The sequence below is a fragment of the Moraxella canis genome (assembly GCF_034424565.1).
In the GTDB taxonomy this organism is placed as follows: Bacteria; Pseudomonadota; Gammaproteobacteria; order Pseudomonadales; family Moraxellaceae; genus Moraxella; species Moraxella canis.
Map to the genome: position 1 here is coordinate 1,773,276 of NZ_CP139961.1, position 14,179 is coordinate 1,787,454.

The window sequence follows — 14,179 nt, forward strand, 5'->3', positions numbered from 1 at the left end:
CATTTTAACATGAATAAATTTCAAATGCTTAAGTTTATGGGTTTTAATCAACTAAAATACACCATTTGACAATAAAGCATCCGCCAAATCATAAGATAGACTTGATGCCCATTTGTGATGCAATAAAACGCCTGCTGTCAATTTGCAGGCGTTTTATGGATGGATGGCTTAGTGGTTTTCTTTGGCGTGATTTAGAGTGTACTTTGGGATTTCGATGACCAGATCTTCATTAGCAACGATGCATTGGCAAGATAGGCGTGAATCTGGCTCAAGCCCCCAAGCGCGATCTAATAAGTCGGCTTCGATATCGTCCATCTCCTCTAGGCTATCAAAGCCTTGGCGGACGACGACGTGGCAAGTGGTGCATGCTTTGGACATGTCGCAGGCGTGTTCAATTTTAATGCCGCGATCAAGCATGGCTTCACACAGATTTTCGCCGGGATTAACTTCAATGGTTGTGCCTTCTGGGCAGATTTCGTGATGCGGTAAAATGGTTACAACGGTCATGAGCTTCTCTTATTAATGCATTAAAATTTTAAAATGAATCAAATCAACGATCACTTACCAATCGCTGGTGCGTGTGCCAGCAAGGGCATCTTTGACATTTTTATCCATGATCACACTGGCGAAATGGTCGCTATGCACCTTCAAGGCTTTGATGGCTTGATCAATGACTGCTTTGTCATCAGTGGTAAGGGCATCTGTCGTCGCTTGCATGTGATGGCGCAAATTGGCTTGGTCTTCATCGCTCAGCAGATCGGCAAATTCAGCCAAGGCTGATTGCAGAGCAAGCAGCTCTCTTTCGGCTTCGACTTTGGTTTCGATCAGCATACGAGCGGCTTTGTCTTCAGCGGCATGAATGAAACCTGCTTGCAAAAGCTGCTCTTGTTGCTCTTCAGACAGACCGTAGCTTGGACTGACCTGGATTTGGCTGACGATATCAGTTGTGGTCTCGCGGGCAGACACGGTCAATTGTCCATTGGCATCGATGGCGTAGGTTACCTCAACGCGCGCCAAGCCTGCCTTCATCGGCGGAATGCCATGTAGCTCAAAGCGTGCCAATCCTCGGCAATCCGCTACCGTATCACGCTCACCTTGCACCACTTGGATGATCATACCCGTCTGACCATCTTGATGTGTGGTAAAAACTTGGCGGCGAGTCACAGGAATGGGCGTGTTACGCGGAATGATCACTTCCACCAGTCCGCCCATGGTCTCAATACCAAGTGACAGCGGCGTGACATCTAATAATAGCAGGGCATCTTTGGATTGGTTGATCAGCTGATCGGCAGCGATACTAGCTCCGATCGCCACGACTTCATCTGGATTGATGCTGCACAAAGGCACACGCCCAAAATGCGCCTCCACAGCGTCTCGTATCACAGGCATGCGTGTGGAGCCGCCCACTAAAATGATGTCATTTAAGGCGGATTTATCCACTTTGGCGTCTAGCATCACCTGCTCACAAGACTGCAGGGTGCGACGAATCACAGGCTCGATGATCTGGCTTAAAGTGGCATTGTCCAAGCTGACCGATACTGGTACATTGGCAATATTAAGCTCAATCAAAACGCTATCTTGCTCACTTAAAGCTTGTTTATAGGTTTTGGCAAGTTTTGCTAAACGAGATTTTTCTGAATGATCGATGTCCGCTGGATTGAGATTGGCGGTTTTGATCAGCCAGTTCGCGATTAGACGGTCAATATCATCACCACCAAGTGCCGAGTTGCCGCCTGTGGCAAGCACTTCAAAAACGCCATCGGACAAGCGAAGGAGTGATACATCAAAAGTCCCACCACCAAGGTCATAGACCAGATAGTTTCCTTGAGCGGTATTTTTATCGATCCCGTAAGCAATCGCTGCAGCGGTGGGTTCATTGAGCAAGCGAAGCACGGTCAAGCCTGCAGCGGTGGCGGCATCCTTGGTGGCAGTACGCTGTGCATCATCAAAATAGGCAGGTACTGTGATGACCGCACCTTGGATGCTGTCGGGTGGCAGGGCGGCAGCGGCATGATTTTTTAGGTGCTTTAGGATGTGCGCTGAAGTTTCTACAGGTGATTTTTCACCTTGAGCGGTCACGAACGCCGGCATGGTCTTGTCATTACCAGCAAGCGTATAAGAATGAGAAAATTTAATGTCAGACTTAGCACGCCCCATAAAGCGCTTGGCGGAGATGATGGTGTTTTTCAAATCATCAGCATAAGCCAAGGCAGCATTACCCACCACAGGCACGCTGCTTTTATTGCCATAATAAACCACGGAAGGTAGCAGTGGCGAATCGCCAAAGGGCAGGGCATTGGCGCGACCTGAGCGCACGACCGCCACCAAAGAATGTGTTGTGCCCAAATCAATGCCAAGGGCATAACGGTGCTGGTGGGGGTTTTTGCTTTGATTGGGTTCGCTGATTTGTAATAAAGACATGATGAATTCTTATACTGGCTAATATGGCTAAAAATAAGAGCTTAAGTGATTGGACGTTAGCCTAAAAGTCACTTAAAATGTGTGCATTATACGGTAATTACTAAGCTTTTAAAATCCTGCTATGCCAAAAGTTTGATAAAAGCGGTCTGACTATACATACAAATCATCGTCATCATTACTTTGAGATAATGAGTCGGTGACTTTGGCGTCGACATCAACCAATAGCTTACCAAGGAATTGAAGCTTACGCGTCGCATCCATGGCTTCTGCCCAGGCTTGATTTTGATAATTTTGTACAAATCTTGCGGCTTGATCTTTGCTCAGTGCCTGAACTTGGCTTGAGATTTGATCCAAGGCAGCTCTATCGCTTGTCGCATCCAAGCGAATGCGCAAGTCCATCATCTCATCCAAAAAATCCCAATCATCAATGGATTGTGACAGATCCACCGTCTGATCGGACAGCTCAAGCATATATGCCGCTCGGCTGTCGTCATGAAAGAGAATTTGATAAGCGTGATTGATGAGTGAAGCTTGGCTGGTACTGGTCTTATTGGCATCTATGCGATCGGGATGATGCTGTTTTTGTAGTGATAATAATGCGGATTTTAAGGCGTTTTTATCAATATCAAATTCGATAGGCAATCCAAATAAACCAAAAAAATTAGCCTCACTCATCATAAGCTCCTTATCAAGATTGGCGGTCAAACAGTGAATGACTCGCCGCAGCCGCATTCGCCCGTTTGATTGGGATTGGTGAACTTAAAGCCAGAATTGAGACCTTCTGTCACATAGTCCATTTGTAGCCCATTTAAATATACCAAGCTTTTTGGGTCAACGAATACCGAAACGCCTTGAGATTCAAAACGCTCATCGGTACCGTTTGGATCATCAACAAACTCAAGTACATAAGCAAGACCAGAACATCCTGCCGTACGCACACCGACTCGGATGCCCACGCCGCTGCCACGATTTTCAAGGAAATCCTTGACATGTTGTGCGGCGCGTGTGGTTAAACTGATCATAGTGACTCCTTAATTAACCAAAATTGGCAAGTTTGCTCAATTAAATTCAATATAATCAAACAAATTATGCTTGCGCTTTGGTTTGATAATCTTCAATGGCTGCCTTGATGGCATCTTCTGCCAAGACAGAGCAGTGCACCTTGACAGGTGGCAGAGCAAGCTCTTCGGCGATGTCTTTATTCTTGATGGCAGCGGCTTGATCCAGTGTCTTGCCTTTGAGCCATTCAGTAACCAATGAGCTAGAAGCGATCGCAGAGCCGCAGCCATAGGTTTTAAATTTCGCGTCTTCGATGATGCCGTCATCGCTGACTTGAATTTGTAGGCGCATCACATCGCCACACGCAGGCGCGCCTACCATGCCAGTACCGACATTCTTAGCGGCTTTATCTAAATTGCCCACATTACGTGGATTTTCATAATGATCGATGACTTTGTCTGAATATGCCATAAATTTCTCTCTTAAAAGTTAGGTTCATGCATAAAACCTTGCGTCTGCTGGATTTTATGTCGAAATTAAGCTTGTATGAGCTGAGCGTCTATCCTTTAATCCGCCCAGCCAGCCGTTATCTTAGTGTTCTTGCCATTCTACGGTATTTAGATCAATCCCTTCTTTGAACATATCCCAAAGCGGTGATAATTCGCGCAGCTTATCCACGGCTTCGTGAATTTGGGTCAATACCAAGTCAATGTCTGCCTCGGTCGTATAGCGACCAAAGCTAAAACGAATCGATGAATGAGCCAGCTCATCAGGGCGTCCAATCGCACGCAGCACATACGAAGGCTCAAGGGTGGCTGAGGTGCAGGCTGAACCTGAAGACACTGCCAAGTCTTTAAGGCTCATCATCAAGCTTTCGCCTTCAACGAAGTTAAAGCTGACATTTAGGACATTGGGCACACCGTGTTCAATTGAGCCATTTAAGTAAACTTCTTCGATGTCTTGTAAGCCATTCCAAAGCTTGTCACGCAGTGCCTTGATATGCGCCTGGTCTTCATCAAAACGCTGTACAGACAGAGCAAACGCCTCTCCCATACCAACGATTTGATGAGTCGCTAATGTACCTGAGCGCATACCACGCTCATGACCGCCGCCGTGCTGTTCAGCCTTGATGCGAACGCGCGGCTTACGACCGACATACAAAGCGCCGATGCCTTTTGGTCCGTAGATTTTGTGACCGCTAAAGCTCATCAGATCCACTTTTAGCTCACCTAAGTTGATCTTGATTTTGCCGACCGCTTGGGCAGCGTCTACATGGAATAGCACACCTTTTGCGCGCGTGATCTCGCCAATGCCAGCGATATCGGTGATGGTACCAAGCTCATTATTGACCGCCATCAGACTCACCAAAATGGTGTCATCACGCAGCGCCTGCTCAACTTGCTCAGGGTGGATCAAGCCTGTGCCTGCTTCAGGCTCAAGATAAGTGATCTCAAAGCCTTCTTGCTCAAGCTGACGGCAGGTATCTAGCACTGCTTTATGCTCAATCTTACTGGTGATGATGTGCTTGCCACGACCTTCATAAAAATGTGCCACGCCTTTGATCGCCAAGTTATCCGACTCGGTCGCACCTGAAGTAAACACAATCTCTCTTGGGTCAGCGCCAACGGTTTCGGCGATTTGTAAGCGTGCGTTTTCAACCGCTTCTTCTGCTTGCCAACCAAAACCGTGCGAGCGTGAAGCAGGGTTACCAAAAGTACCATCAAAAGTAAGGTACTTAACCATTTTGTCTGCCACTTCCTTAACGACAGGTGTGGTAGCGGCATAATCTAAATATATCAATGAAGTCTGGCTCATGCTGGATTCCCGATTAAATTAATTGTTGTGATTTGTGATTTGTCTTTTTCATAGCCATTCAAACGACTCACCTGAATGTCTGCAATGGCTTGAGTGTTTTTGGTTTCTAAGAGTTGAGCGAGCGTCACTTTTCTTAGATATGTTTCAATATGATTGGATAAATTATGCCATAAATCATGAGTTAAGCACATCGCACCATCATGACAGTCGCCTTTACCGCCACACTGAGTGGCATTGATGCTTTCATCGACTGCAGTAATAATACTCATAATATCAATATCTTCAAGCGGTTTTGCTAGATGGTAGCCGCCTGAAGCGCCACGAGTACTATTAACCAACCCTTTTTTGCGCAACTTCGAAAACAGCTGCTCTAAATAAGATATGGAGATGGATTGGCGTTTGGCAATGTCTGATAAAGACACTGCGCCTTGATGGCGACTCTCTTGGACAGCCAAATCCAATAAGGCAGTGACGGCATACCGTCCACGAGTTGTTAAACGCATTTGAATACTTCCATAATTGCCTAATTCTGATCCATACAATCATGCATCAGAATTTGGGTGGTGAATGGCAGTATTATAATAATTCCGAGTAAATAGGTCAAGATTAAAGCAATAAAAAATCCATCAGATATTTTAATCCAATGGATTGATTTTACTCAATTTGTTATATTATAACAAAAACTAAGCCGATCAGGTTAAATGAAAAAATGGGCAACGATACTCACCACCGCTACAACGATCGCAACGATCATGGCAATGACTGTGGATTTATTTTTGCTTTTTTGTTCAGCTAACTGTATGGCTAAGCGTTTATTTTCCATAGATAATGCATCGATACGCTCAGCTTGCTCATTGATTTTTAATTGATAATTGGCAATTTTTTCCGCTTTTTCTTCGGGAGTGGGTTTTTGTTTGTTGCCCCCTGTGAATTTAGCTAAGGCATTATGGATCGCGCCGCCAATGCCCATGCGCACCATCAGTGCTTTTAGATTTTCAACCAATGCTGCATCGCCACGAATTTGCAGGGCATCGACATGATCAGGATTGTGATTGATTAAGGCATTGATCAGCTGAAAGCTATAACCATTGATGGTGACATCAGCTGCAGGTTTATCTTCGGGTAATTCGCTGTCTAATAAAATCCCACGATAACCAAAGGTGGCATAAATGGTGATGTGCGGTAAATACGAGCGAATGCAGACAACCGTACCTGCCTTGGCAAGCGGATAAGCCAATTGGCGTAATTTTGGGTCAAAGCGTAACATTAATGTCAGTGCAGACTCAACAAAAATTAATACAATGCTCAATAGACTTTTTGAGACGATGCCTCCACTAGAATGAGTGTTTACTGTAGTTGAATTCTCAGTTGTCATTGGATTTTCCTAAAATATAACTCTAATTTTAATCGCACATTACCAGTCGAACACACCTAAAATATCATCAAAGCCGATGCGCTGCCCTAGATTTTCAAGCTTTAAGATACCGACGCTTGGAGTGGGTGTCAATATTGCAAATGTTACCGCTAACCCAAACCCTGAATGACTGCCTGGTGTGATCAATAAATTTTGTTCATATTACTGTATATTTCGGCATAAAAATAGCATTTTTTTACAGCTTTTACATAAAAATATGTAATTTTACTTGCTTATTGTTACTGTGCTTGTTATAAAGGTAGCCATGGCTTTGCATGATTTTGCCTTAGATTTATAAATTTTTGTTAGGTTTGGGTATTAAACCATAAAATTTTTGCAATTTTTCTGCAAAATTTTGTATTTAGCACTTGTAAAAGCTCGGGGATGCTTTTAAAATGCGTTGTTATAAAGATGCTTTGGTAACTTAGCAGAATCATTTGAAAAAGTTTCATTCATTGTAAAGAGGATATCTTATGAATAAGTCTGAATTGGTAGATAGCATTGCACAAAGTGCTGGCCTAACCAAAGAGCAAGCTGCCAAAGCGGTTAGTGCTTTTACTGAAAGCGTTCAAGGCGCATTACAGCGTGGTGATGACGTTGTATTGGTTGGCTTTGGGACTTTCAGCGTCAAAGAGCGTGCTGCTCGCGTAGGCCGTAACCCAAAAACTGGCGAAGAAATCCAAATCGCAGCCAGCAAAGTACCTAGCTTCAAAGCAGGTAAAGGTCTAAAAGAATCAGTGAACTGATTGACTTAGTGATGATAAAAAAAGCTGCTCTATTTGGGCGGCTTTTTTATGTCAAGCATAAAAGATATTTTAAATAAATAACCCATCTTGTTGGATTACAAAAAGTGTTTTGAGAAATCTTATAAATTAGCGTATGATATGTAAGTTTTATTGTCACTATTTTATTTGTAACACCGACTGATTTGTAGAGTATAGCAAACCTATGGAAAATATGCGCAACTTCTTAAAAAGCTGGCCAGGTCGGCTGCTTTTGGTAGGCACTTTGATACCGATGGCTTTTTTGGGCGTGGGCACGTTTGGCGGTCCATCAATCCAGCCCAATGAGCTGATTAAGGTGGGCGATCAAGTGGTGGATGTCGCAACTTTTCAAGCTGAGGTTAATGCTGAACGCAATGCCTTGATTGAGCAGGGCATCGATGCCAGTTTGATCAATGAGCAAGCACTACAGCAGCTGATCTTAAAGCGATTAACTGATAAAGCACTGCTTGAAAATCAGGCGTCATATTTGGGCATGACGGTTTCTGATGAGATGCTAACGCAGATTTTGCAGCGCTATGAAGTTTTTCATGATAATGGACAGTTTTCAAATGATCGTTTTGCTGCTTATCTCCAGCAAAATGGTCTGACCAAAGATGCTTTATTTGCCATTGAACGACTGCGATTGAGTTTGCGTCAGCTGGTTACCAGTATCGTTGGCACCGCAATTTATCCAAACAGCGAAGTCTCAAAATTGATTGATTTACAATTGGAGGCGCGCGAGGTTTGGGTGCATCGATATCATTGGCAGGATTATGTGGATCAAGTACAAATCAGCGATGCGCAAATCCAAGCTTATTTTGATGAACACCAAGATAAGCTGATCAAGCCTGCGACAGTGGATCTAAGCTACATTGAATTGGATCCAAATGTGCTGAATGTTGAGACGCCAACCGAACAAGAAATCAGTGCACAGCACGCCGCCTATCTTCGAGAAAATGGCATGACAGACGGTCGAGAGTTGGCACAGATTTTATTGACAGGTCCAGATGCTCAAAAGCGCGCTGCTGAAATCCAAGCTAAACTGGATGCTGGAGAGTCTTTTGAGGCGTTGGCCAAAGCCCATTCTGATGACCCAAGTGGCTCAAATGGTGGCGTGATTGGCAGCTTTAATCCTTCGGTATTTGGAGAGCATGCCGCTGGGGTTGAGCGGGCTTTGTCAGGGTTGGGTGTTGGTCAGATCAGTCAGCCTGTCCAAACAGGATTTGGTTATCATATCTTTAAGGTGACTAAAGTCAGCGACAATGCGCCGAATATCGCCAGTATGCGCGATCACTTGATGGACAGAGCCGCCAAACTTAAGCGCGATCAAGCATTTGCAGATCTGTCGGCTCGGATTAACACCATGGCAACTGATGGCATGGGTGTGGCTGATATTGCCAAAGAGGCTGGTGTGGAAGTAAAGCAAATCACCGCCTACCCACAAACCAATAATACAACAGCATTGCCGCAGCCGGCAGTGATCGCCGCCGCTTTTGATGATTTCACCATTCAAGATCAAGGCGTAAGCCCAAATATTGTTTTGGGTGAGAAAAATGTTTGGGTACAGCCGACGAATTTTGAAGCAGAGCGCCCATTGACATTTGAGGAAGCCAAGGCGCAGATCAAACAAACGCTAGCCAAACAAAAAGCCATTGAGCTTGCGATGGCAGATGCCCAAAGAGTCGCCGATGAGGCTAAAACTTCGGGTGTGGCTGCTTTGACGACCACCGCTGCCAATATTGGTTTGGTGACACGCATGAGTCCTTTATTAAGCCCGCTTGAGCTTGCCAGTTTGTTCCTAAATCGCAGCGCAGAGGGTCATGATGTTTGGGCGACACAAACCGAAGAGGGTGCGAGCGTCATTGTGGGCGGTCCAGTGAATCAAAGCAGCGAATCTCAGCTGTCAGCCGCTGATCGTCTGCGTGCTGTGGCAGTGATCCGCGATAATGTCGGTGCCGATCAGTTAGAGGACTATGTGCATTATTTACGTGAAAGCAGCGAGCTTGTTATCAACCAAGATGCGCTCAAGGCACAGCAGTTTTAACCAAGCTTTCATGCTTAAGCTGTATTGAATCAATCAAAGCCCAAAATTTTGGGCTTTTACTTTATACGATTCTAAAATAGTGCATCGGTTTTTGCCGCCATGATAAAGTCATTTTGGTGTAGGCCGCCTGCTTCGTGCGACCACCACGTCACCGTCACCTGTCTCCATTCGACTAGTAAAGCAGGGTGATGACCTGTGGTTTCGGCGATCTCGCCAACTTGATTGGCAAAATCAAGTGCTTTTTTAAAATTTTTAAATGAATATACTTTGGTCAGCCGATCAATATGATCAACAGTGATGATGCGCCAGTCTGATAACTGATCGAGAAAGCTTTGGTATGCTTCTGCTTGTATGAGCGGCGCGCCGACACTACAGGCTTGGCAGGTCTGATTTTTTAGTGATGTTGACATCATTTCTCCTTAAGTGATGGGTGATTCATTGTCCATTAAGCTTGGATGCATCGGATACATGCCATTGATTTTGGCTGTTTCGATGGCGGATAGTAGCTGATTTTCATCCAAATAAAAAAGCTCATCAGGGTTTTTGATGACATAATAAATGGGCTGCAGCTTATCAATGCGATATGGCGTACGAAGCACATCATTGAGGCGAAATTCTCGATATTCTGGCGCATCGCTTAAGGCGTATAGGGTCTCTTTGGGCGAGCTTAGAATACCGCCGCCGTAGATGCGCAGACCTTGCTTTGTTTCCATCAGCCCAAATTCCATCGTAAACCAATATAAGCGCGCCAAAAAACCACGCGTCTTTTGATCGGCTTTTTTGCCAAGTTTTCCATAAGTATGGGTAAATTTGGCAAAAGCAGGGTGGGTGAGTAAAGGGCAATGTCCGACAACTTCATGAAAAATATCCGGCTCTTGGATATAATCAAAATCTTCACGAGAGCGAATGAAGGTCGCTACCGGAAATTTTTGCGCGGCTAACAGCTCAAAAAACTTAGCAAAAGAAATCAAAGCAGGCACTATAGCGGTCGCAAAACCTGTGTGCTTTTGTAGGACTTGATCAATGTCATTGAGCTGAGGGATTTTTTGAGCGCATAAAGACAATTGATCAAGCCCATCCAGATAATCTTGGCAGGCGCGATTTTGGATGCTGTGCTGATGTCTGGTAAATAAATCTTGCCAAATCCGATGCTCTTCATCACTGTAGTGAATGACACCAAATTCATCCGGCATACGAGCCTGATAGCGTGTGTTTTGACTCATAACATTCCTTTGCATAACTTTTATATGATAGATTATTAAGTGAATTATTGTGCACTTTTATTTTTTTTATCATAAGTAAAAAGACCGGATCTGTCTAATGAAAAATCATTGCCAAGACTTAATGATATAAAACTATTTGTTATTAATTATAAATTTATTTAAAAATAAAATTAATTTATCGGAAATTCCCATAGTTTTAATGATGAAAATAAAAGCGGTGCTAAATATTAGCACCGCTTTTGAGGATTTTTATTAAGTTACACTATTAAACACCATACAATCAATGGCGGAAGTGACGCATACCGGTAAAGACCATGGCGATACCATGCTCATTGGCAGCAGCGATCACTTCTTCATCGCGCATCGAGCCACCAGGTTGAATGATGCACTTGATGCCTGCTGCTGCCGCATTGTCGATACCATCACGGAATGGGAAGAAAGCATCAGATGCCATCACTGCCCCTTCCACGATTAAGCCTGCGTGCTCGGCCTTGATCGCGGCAATGCGTGCAGAGTTTACGCGGCTCATCTGACCTGCGCCAACACCGATGGTTTGGCGATTTTTGGCATAGACAATGGCGTTTGATTTGACATATTTGGCGACCTTCCAAGCAAAGATCAGATCATCAAGCTCTTCATCGGATGGTGCGCGATCGGTGACGACTTTTAGATCGGCTTTATCCACCATGCCAAGGTCTTGGTCTTGGACAAGCAGACCGCCATTGACACGTTTAAAATCAAACTGGGCAGCGCGCTTGTCGATGCTTGGCAGCTCACCACAAACCAGCACGCGTACATTTTTCTTCGCGCCAGTCACTTCCAAAACGCCATCTTCGATACTTGGTGCGATGATGACTTCGACAAATTGACGCTCAACGATGGCGCGCGCTGTATCAACATCAAGCGGACGGTTGAAGGCAATGATACCGCCGAACGCAGACTCAGGGTCAGTCGCATAAGCCAAATTATAAGCTTCTAAAATACCATCTAAAGAAACAGCGACACCACAAGGGTTGGCGTGTTTTACGATGACGCAAGCAGGCTTGGCAAATGATTTGACACACTCAAGCGCAGCATCGGTATCAGCGATGTTATTATAAGACAGCTCTTTGCCTTGTAGCTGGCGTGCAGTCGCCACCGATGCTTCTTTTGAGCCGCTTTCAACATAAAACGCTGCGGATTGATGCGGGTTTTCGCCGTATCTTAGATCTTGGGCTTTGGTGAATTGACTATTAAACGTGCGCGGGAAGATGGTGGTTGCGGTCGCATCATCACTTGGGGCAGCGCTGTCATCTTTAGGCAGGCGCGCACCAAGCCAACTGGCAATCATACCATCATAAGCGGCGGTGTGTTCAAAGGCTTTGACTGCCAAATCAAAACGCGTGCTGTGGCTAAGTGCGCCATGAGAGTTTAGCTCATCTAGGACCGTTTGATAATCATTTGGGCTAGTGATGATACCAACATGGGCGTGGTTTTTGGCAGCAGAGCGCACCATGGCAGGACCGCCGATGTCAATATTTTCAATGGCATCAGACATGGTGACATCTGGCTTGGCAACGGTCGCTGCAAAAGGATATAAATTAACCGCGACAATATCAATGCGATCAATGCCATGCTCTTGCATGATGCCGTCGTCAGTACCACGGCGACCCAAAATACCACCATGAATTTTAGGATGCAGCGTCTTAACTCGACCATCCATCATTTCGGGAAAACCAGTATGTGCCGACACTTCAATGGCTTCGATGCCATTGTCTTTTAATAATTTAAAAGTGCCGCCTGTTGATAAAATGCCAAAACCAGTTTCTACCAAACCTTTGGCAAATTCAACAATATCCGTCTTATCCGATACAGATAACAGCGCATAACTTTTTGTCATAACCACTCACCATCATTGAAAATTATAATTTGGTTTGATTGCCACAGAGATGGCATACCAAGCCGCTTTGCGTAACAATAAAAAACAAAATGATACCATTTATTACAGCATTTATAAAGAGTAATTGCAGATTTCACGCCCCAAAAAATTGACACCCAAAACAGTGTTGGGTGTCAATAATCTCTACTCAAGCAGCCCATAGGCTTTGAGCTTGGTGCGCAAAGTTCCACGATTTAGACCGAGAATTTGGGCGGTTTTGGATTGATTGCCGCGAGTGTGTTTCAAGGTCGCTATCAACAAAGGCTTTTCAAATTCTGCCAAAAAAATGTCGTATAAATTATGCGCCTCAGCGTCGCCAAGCGCCTCAAAATAACGCTCAGCGGCGCGCTCTACATGAACATGTAAAGGGATGGTGTCAATGTCATTGTGCTCATCTGTCATAATTAGACTCTAATTTGTGCAGCTTTAACCCAGTGGCAAATCATTAATATGAGAATGTATGGCGCTACTCAATGCTTTTTTGGCGGATCATGCTTTTTTGATACCGCTTAGGCGGTGCCAATGGTGATCTTCGGCGTCTTGATAATTAAACGGTGCCTCAATGTCAAAATACGGCGCGTAAGCATTGATGACATCTTGGGTTTGATTTTGGATCAAGCCTGCCAGTACAATTGAGCCACCTGGCTTGAGCAATTGATTAAAAGTTGGCGCAAACATGATCAGCGGCTTGGCTAAGATATTGGCGGTGATGGTATCGGCTAATTGTGGGTTTTGACTGCGATATTCTATAAATTCTTCGGGCAAAAATGCCATCAAGCGCTCAGACACGCCATTTAAAGCGGCATTTTGGCGAGTTGCAAGCACCGCCTGCGGATCGATATCAACCGCCAATACTTGACGCGCGCCCAACAGTAGTGCTGCCACACCCAAAATACCCGAACCGCAGCCATAATCAATGACCAATTTATCCTTTAAGTCTTGCTCAGACAGCCAATCCAAGCAAAGCCGCGTCGTGGCATGATACCCTGTCCCAAAAGCCAAACCTGGATCTAAGATTAGATTGGTGGCATCAGGATCTGGCGCATCAAGCCATTCAGGCACAATCCATAAATTGCCTGCGCATTTGATGGGCTGATAATAAGTCATCCACTCACGCGTCCAGTCTTTATCATCTAAGCGCGTCAGCCAAAATCGCGTGGCATTGACTTCACTTGCGATCTCAGAAGCTAAGTTTTCAAAATTGGTGCCTACCCAGCTGTCATCGCTGTTGGTGTCAAAGATGGCAGTCATGACCACATCACTCCACAAAGGCTCTTCACCAGGCATGGGCTCAAATAAAGGCTCATCGCCAGCATCTTCAAGTAAAATAGACACAGCGCCAGCCTCATAAAATAAGGCTTCGGCAAGTTCTACGGCGGATTGTGGGCATTGTAGATGAAGTTGTTGCCAAGACATTAAAACCATCCTAAAAATTCAAATATGTGTTTGCTGAATGGCTTTATTATAGCAAAGTTTTTTGAAGAATTTGTGGCTAAATGGCGGGCCTAATATCGCCTTAAGTAAATAGTTATAATGCAACATTAAGATATTAATAATTTTCCACATTGTGTCAAATTGTCA

The 14,179-nt window shown here is 44.7% G+C and carries 15 protein-coding genes; 2 read left to right on the plus strand and 13 right to left on the minus strand.

Going from position 1 to position 14,179, the window contains the following annotated elements; genetic code table 11:
- Positions 1–168: 168 nt before the first annotated feature.
- The 8 genes from fdx to U0021_RS08115 form a co-directional block, all read right to left on the minus strand.
- Positions 169–507, minus strand: coding sequence for an ISC system 2Fe-2S type ferredoxin (fdx, locus tag U0021_RS08080; RefSeq protein ID WP_114800129.1), 339 nt, complete (start codon positions 505–507; stop codon positions 169–171).
- Between the two features lie 54 nt (positions 508–561).
- Positions 562–2,421, minus strand: coding sequence for a Fe-S protein assembly chaperone HscA (gene hscA / locus U0021_RS08085; RefSeq protein WP_114800130.1), 1,860 nt, complete (start codon positions 2,419–2,421; stop codon positions 562–564).
- Between the two features lie 150 nt (positions 2,422–2,571).
- Complete coding sequence (gene hscB, locus U0021_RS08090; RefSeq protein WP_114800131.1) at positions 2,572–3,096, minus strand: Fe-S protein assembly co-chaperone HscB; 525 nt, start codon at positions 3,094–3,096, stop codon at positions 2,572–2,574.
- Between the two features lie 26 nt (positions 3,097–3,122).
- Positions 3,123–3,443 (minus strand): iron-sulfur cluster assembly protein IscA, encoded by a 321-nt coding sequence (gene iscA, locus U0021_RS08095; RefSeq protein WP_049236253.1) that lies wholly within the window; start codon positions 3,441–3,443, stop codon positions 3,123–3,125.
- A 64-nt stretch (positions 3,444–3,507) separates the two neighbouring features.
- On the minus strand, positions 3,508–3,891 hold the full coding sequence (iscU, locus tag U0021_RS08100) for a Fe-S cluster assembly scaffold IscU (RefSeq protein WP_049236252.1): 384 nt from the start codon (positions 3,889–3,891) through the stop codon (positions 3,508–3,510).
- Between the two features lie 120 nt (positions 3,892–4,011).
- Positions 4,012–5,235 (minus strand): IscS subfamily cysteine desulfurase, encoded by a 1,224-nt coding sequence (locus U0021_RS08105; RefSeq protein WP_114800132.1) that lies wholly within the window; start codon positions 5,233–5,235, stop codon positions 4,012–4,014.
- Entirely contained in the window at positions 5,232–5,738 is a 507-nt protein-coding gene (locus tag U0021_RS08110) for an Rrf2 family transcriptional regulator (RefSeq protein WP_114800133.1), read from the minus strand. The genes U0021_RS08105 and U0021_RS08110 overlap by 4 nt, the downstream gene beginning before the upstream one ends.
- A 194-nt stretch (positions 5,739–5,932) precedes the next feature.
- Entirely contained in the window at positions 5,933–6,610 is a 678-nt protein-coding gene (locus U0021_RS08115; protein ID WP_114800134.1) for a phage tail tape measure protein, read from the minus strand.
- A 512-nt stretch (positions 6,611–7,122) separates the two neighbouring features.
- On the opposite strand from U0021_RS08115, the gene U0021_RS08120 reads away from it, so the two are divergent.
- Both U0021_RS08120 and U0021_RS08125 read left to right on the plus strand, forming a co-directional pair.
- The gene (locus U0021_RS08120; protein WP_078255154.1) at positions 7,123–7,395 is read left to right on the plus strand and encodes an HU family DNA-binding protein; all 273 of its coding nucleotides are present in this window, start codon (positions 7,123–7,125) and stop codon (positions 7,393–7,395) included.
- Between the two features lie 202 nt (positions 7,396–7,597).
- The gene (locus tag U0021_RS08125; protein WP_114800135.1) at positions 7,598–9,457 is read left to right on the plus strand and encodes a SurA N-terminal domain-containing protein; all 1,860 of its coding nucleotides are present in this window, start codon (positions 7,598–7,600) and stop codon (positions 9,455–9,457) included.
- A 71-nt stretch (positions 9,458–9,528) separates the two neighbouring features.
- On the opposite strand, the gene U0021_RS08130 is transcribed toward U0021_RS08125, so the two are convergent.
- The 5 genes from U0021_RS08130 to prmA all read right to left on the minus strand — a co-directional run bounded on the left by U0021_RS08130 (position 9,529) and on the right by prmA (position 14,014).
- Positions 9,529–9,867 (minus strand): 4a-hydroxytetrahydrobiopterin dehydratase, encoded by a 339-nt coding sequence (locus tag U0021_RS08130; RefSeq protein WP_114800136.1) that lies wholly within the window; start codon positions 9,865–9,867, stop codon positions 9,529–9,531.
- Positions 9,868–9,876: 9 nt separating this feature from the next.
- Positions 9,877–10,680 (minus strand): phenylalanine 4-monooxygenase, encoded by an 804-nt coding sequence (phhA, locus tag U0021_RS08135; RefSeq protein WP_114800137.1) that lies wholly within the window; start codon positions 10,678–10,680, stop codon positions 9,877–9,879.
- Between the two features lie 280 nt (positions 10,681–10,960).
- Positions 10,961–12,559, minus strand: a complete 1,599-nt coding sequence (gene purH / locus U0021_RS08140) for a bifunctional phosphoribosylaminoimidazolecarboxamide formyltransferase/IMP cyclohydrolase (protein WP_114800138.1) — start codon at positions 12,557–12,559, stop codon at positions 10,961–10,963.
- Positions 12,560–12,742: 183 nt separating this feature from the next.
- Positions 12,743–13,000, minus strand: a complete 258-nt coding sequence (locus tag U0021_RS08145) for a helix-turn-helix domain-containing protein (protein WP_114800139.1) — start codon at positions 12,998–13,000, stop codon at positions 12,743–12,745.
- Positions 13,001–13,087: 87 nt separating this feature from the next.
- Positions 13,088–14,014, minus strand: a complete 927-nt coding sequence (gene prmA / locus U0021_RS08150) for a 50S ribosomal protein L11 methyltransferase (RefSeq protein ID WP_078255148.1) — start codon at positions 14,012–14,014, stop codon at positions 13,088–13,090.
- Positions 14,015–14,179 lie beyond the last annotated feature (165 nt).

Bases quoted from the DNA above. Each gene is read 5' to 3' on its own strand.
- U0021_RS08120 (WP_078255154.1), top strand. From the start codon at position 7,123: ATGAATAAGTCTGAATTGGTAGATAGCATTGCACAAAGTGCTGGCCTA.
- fdx (WP_114800129.1), bottom strand. From the start codon at position 507: ATGACCGTTGTAACCATTTTACCGCATCACGAAATCTGCCCAGAAGGC.
- hscA (WP_114800130.1), bottom strand. From the start codon at position 2,421: ATGTCTTTATTACAAATCAGCGAACCCAATCAAAGCAAAAACCCCCAC.
- U0021_RS08105 (WP_114800132.1), bottom strand. From the start codon at position 5,235: ATGAGCCAGACTTCATTGATATATTTAGATTATGCCGCTACCACACCT.
- prmA (WP_078255148.1), bottom strand. From the start codon at position 14,014: ATGTCTTGGCAACAACTTCATCTACAATGCCCACAATCCGCCGTAGAA.
- hscB (WP_114800131.1), bottom strand. From the start codon at position 3,096: ATGAGTGAGGCTAATTTTTTTGGTTTATTTGGATTGCCTATCGAATTT.
- U0021_RS08125 (WP_114800135.1), top strand. From the start codon at position 7,598: ATGGAAAATATGCGCAACTTCTTAAAAAGCTGGCCAGGTCGGCTGCTT.
- U0021_RS08130 (WP_114800136.1), bottom strand. From the start codon at position 9,867: ATGTCAACATCACTAAAAAATCAGACCTGCCAAGCCTGTAGTGTCGGC.
- iscU (WP_049236252.1), bottom strand. From the start codon at position 3,891: ATGGCATATTCAGACAAAGTCATCGATCATTATGAAAATCCACGTAAT.
- U0021_RS08145 (WP_114800139.1), bottom strand. From the start codon at position 13,000: ATGACAGATGAGCACAATGACATTGACACCATCCCTTTACATGTTCAT.
- U0021_RS08115 (WP_114800134.1), bottom strand. From the start codon at position 6,610: ATGACAACTGAGAATTCAACTACAGTAAACACTCATTCTAGTGGAGGC.
- phhA (WP_114800137.1), bottom strand. From the start codon at position 10,680: ATGAGTCAAAACACACGCTATCAGGCTCGTATGCCGGATGAATTTGGT.
- purH (WP_114800138.1), bottom strand. From the start codon at position 12,559: ATGACAAAAAGTTATGCGCTGTTATCTGTATCGGATAAGACGGATATT.
- U0021_RS08110 (WP_114800133.1), bottom strand. From the start codon at position 5,738: ATGCGTTTAACAACTCGTGGACGGTATGCCGTCACTGCCTTATTGGAT.
- iscA (WP_049236253.1), bottom strand. From the start codon at position 3,443: ATGATCAGTTTAACCACACGCGCCGCACAACATGTCAAGGATTTCCTT.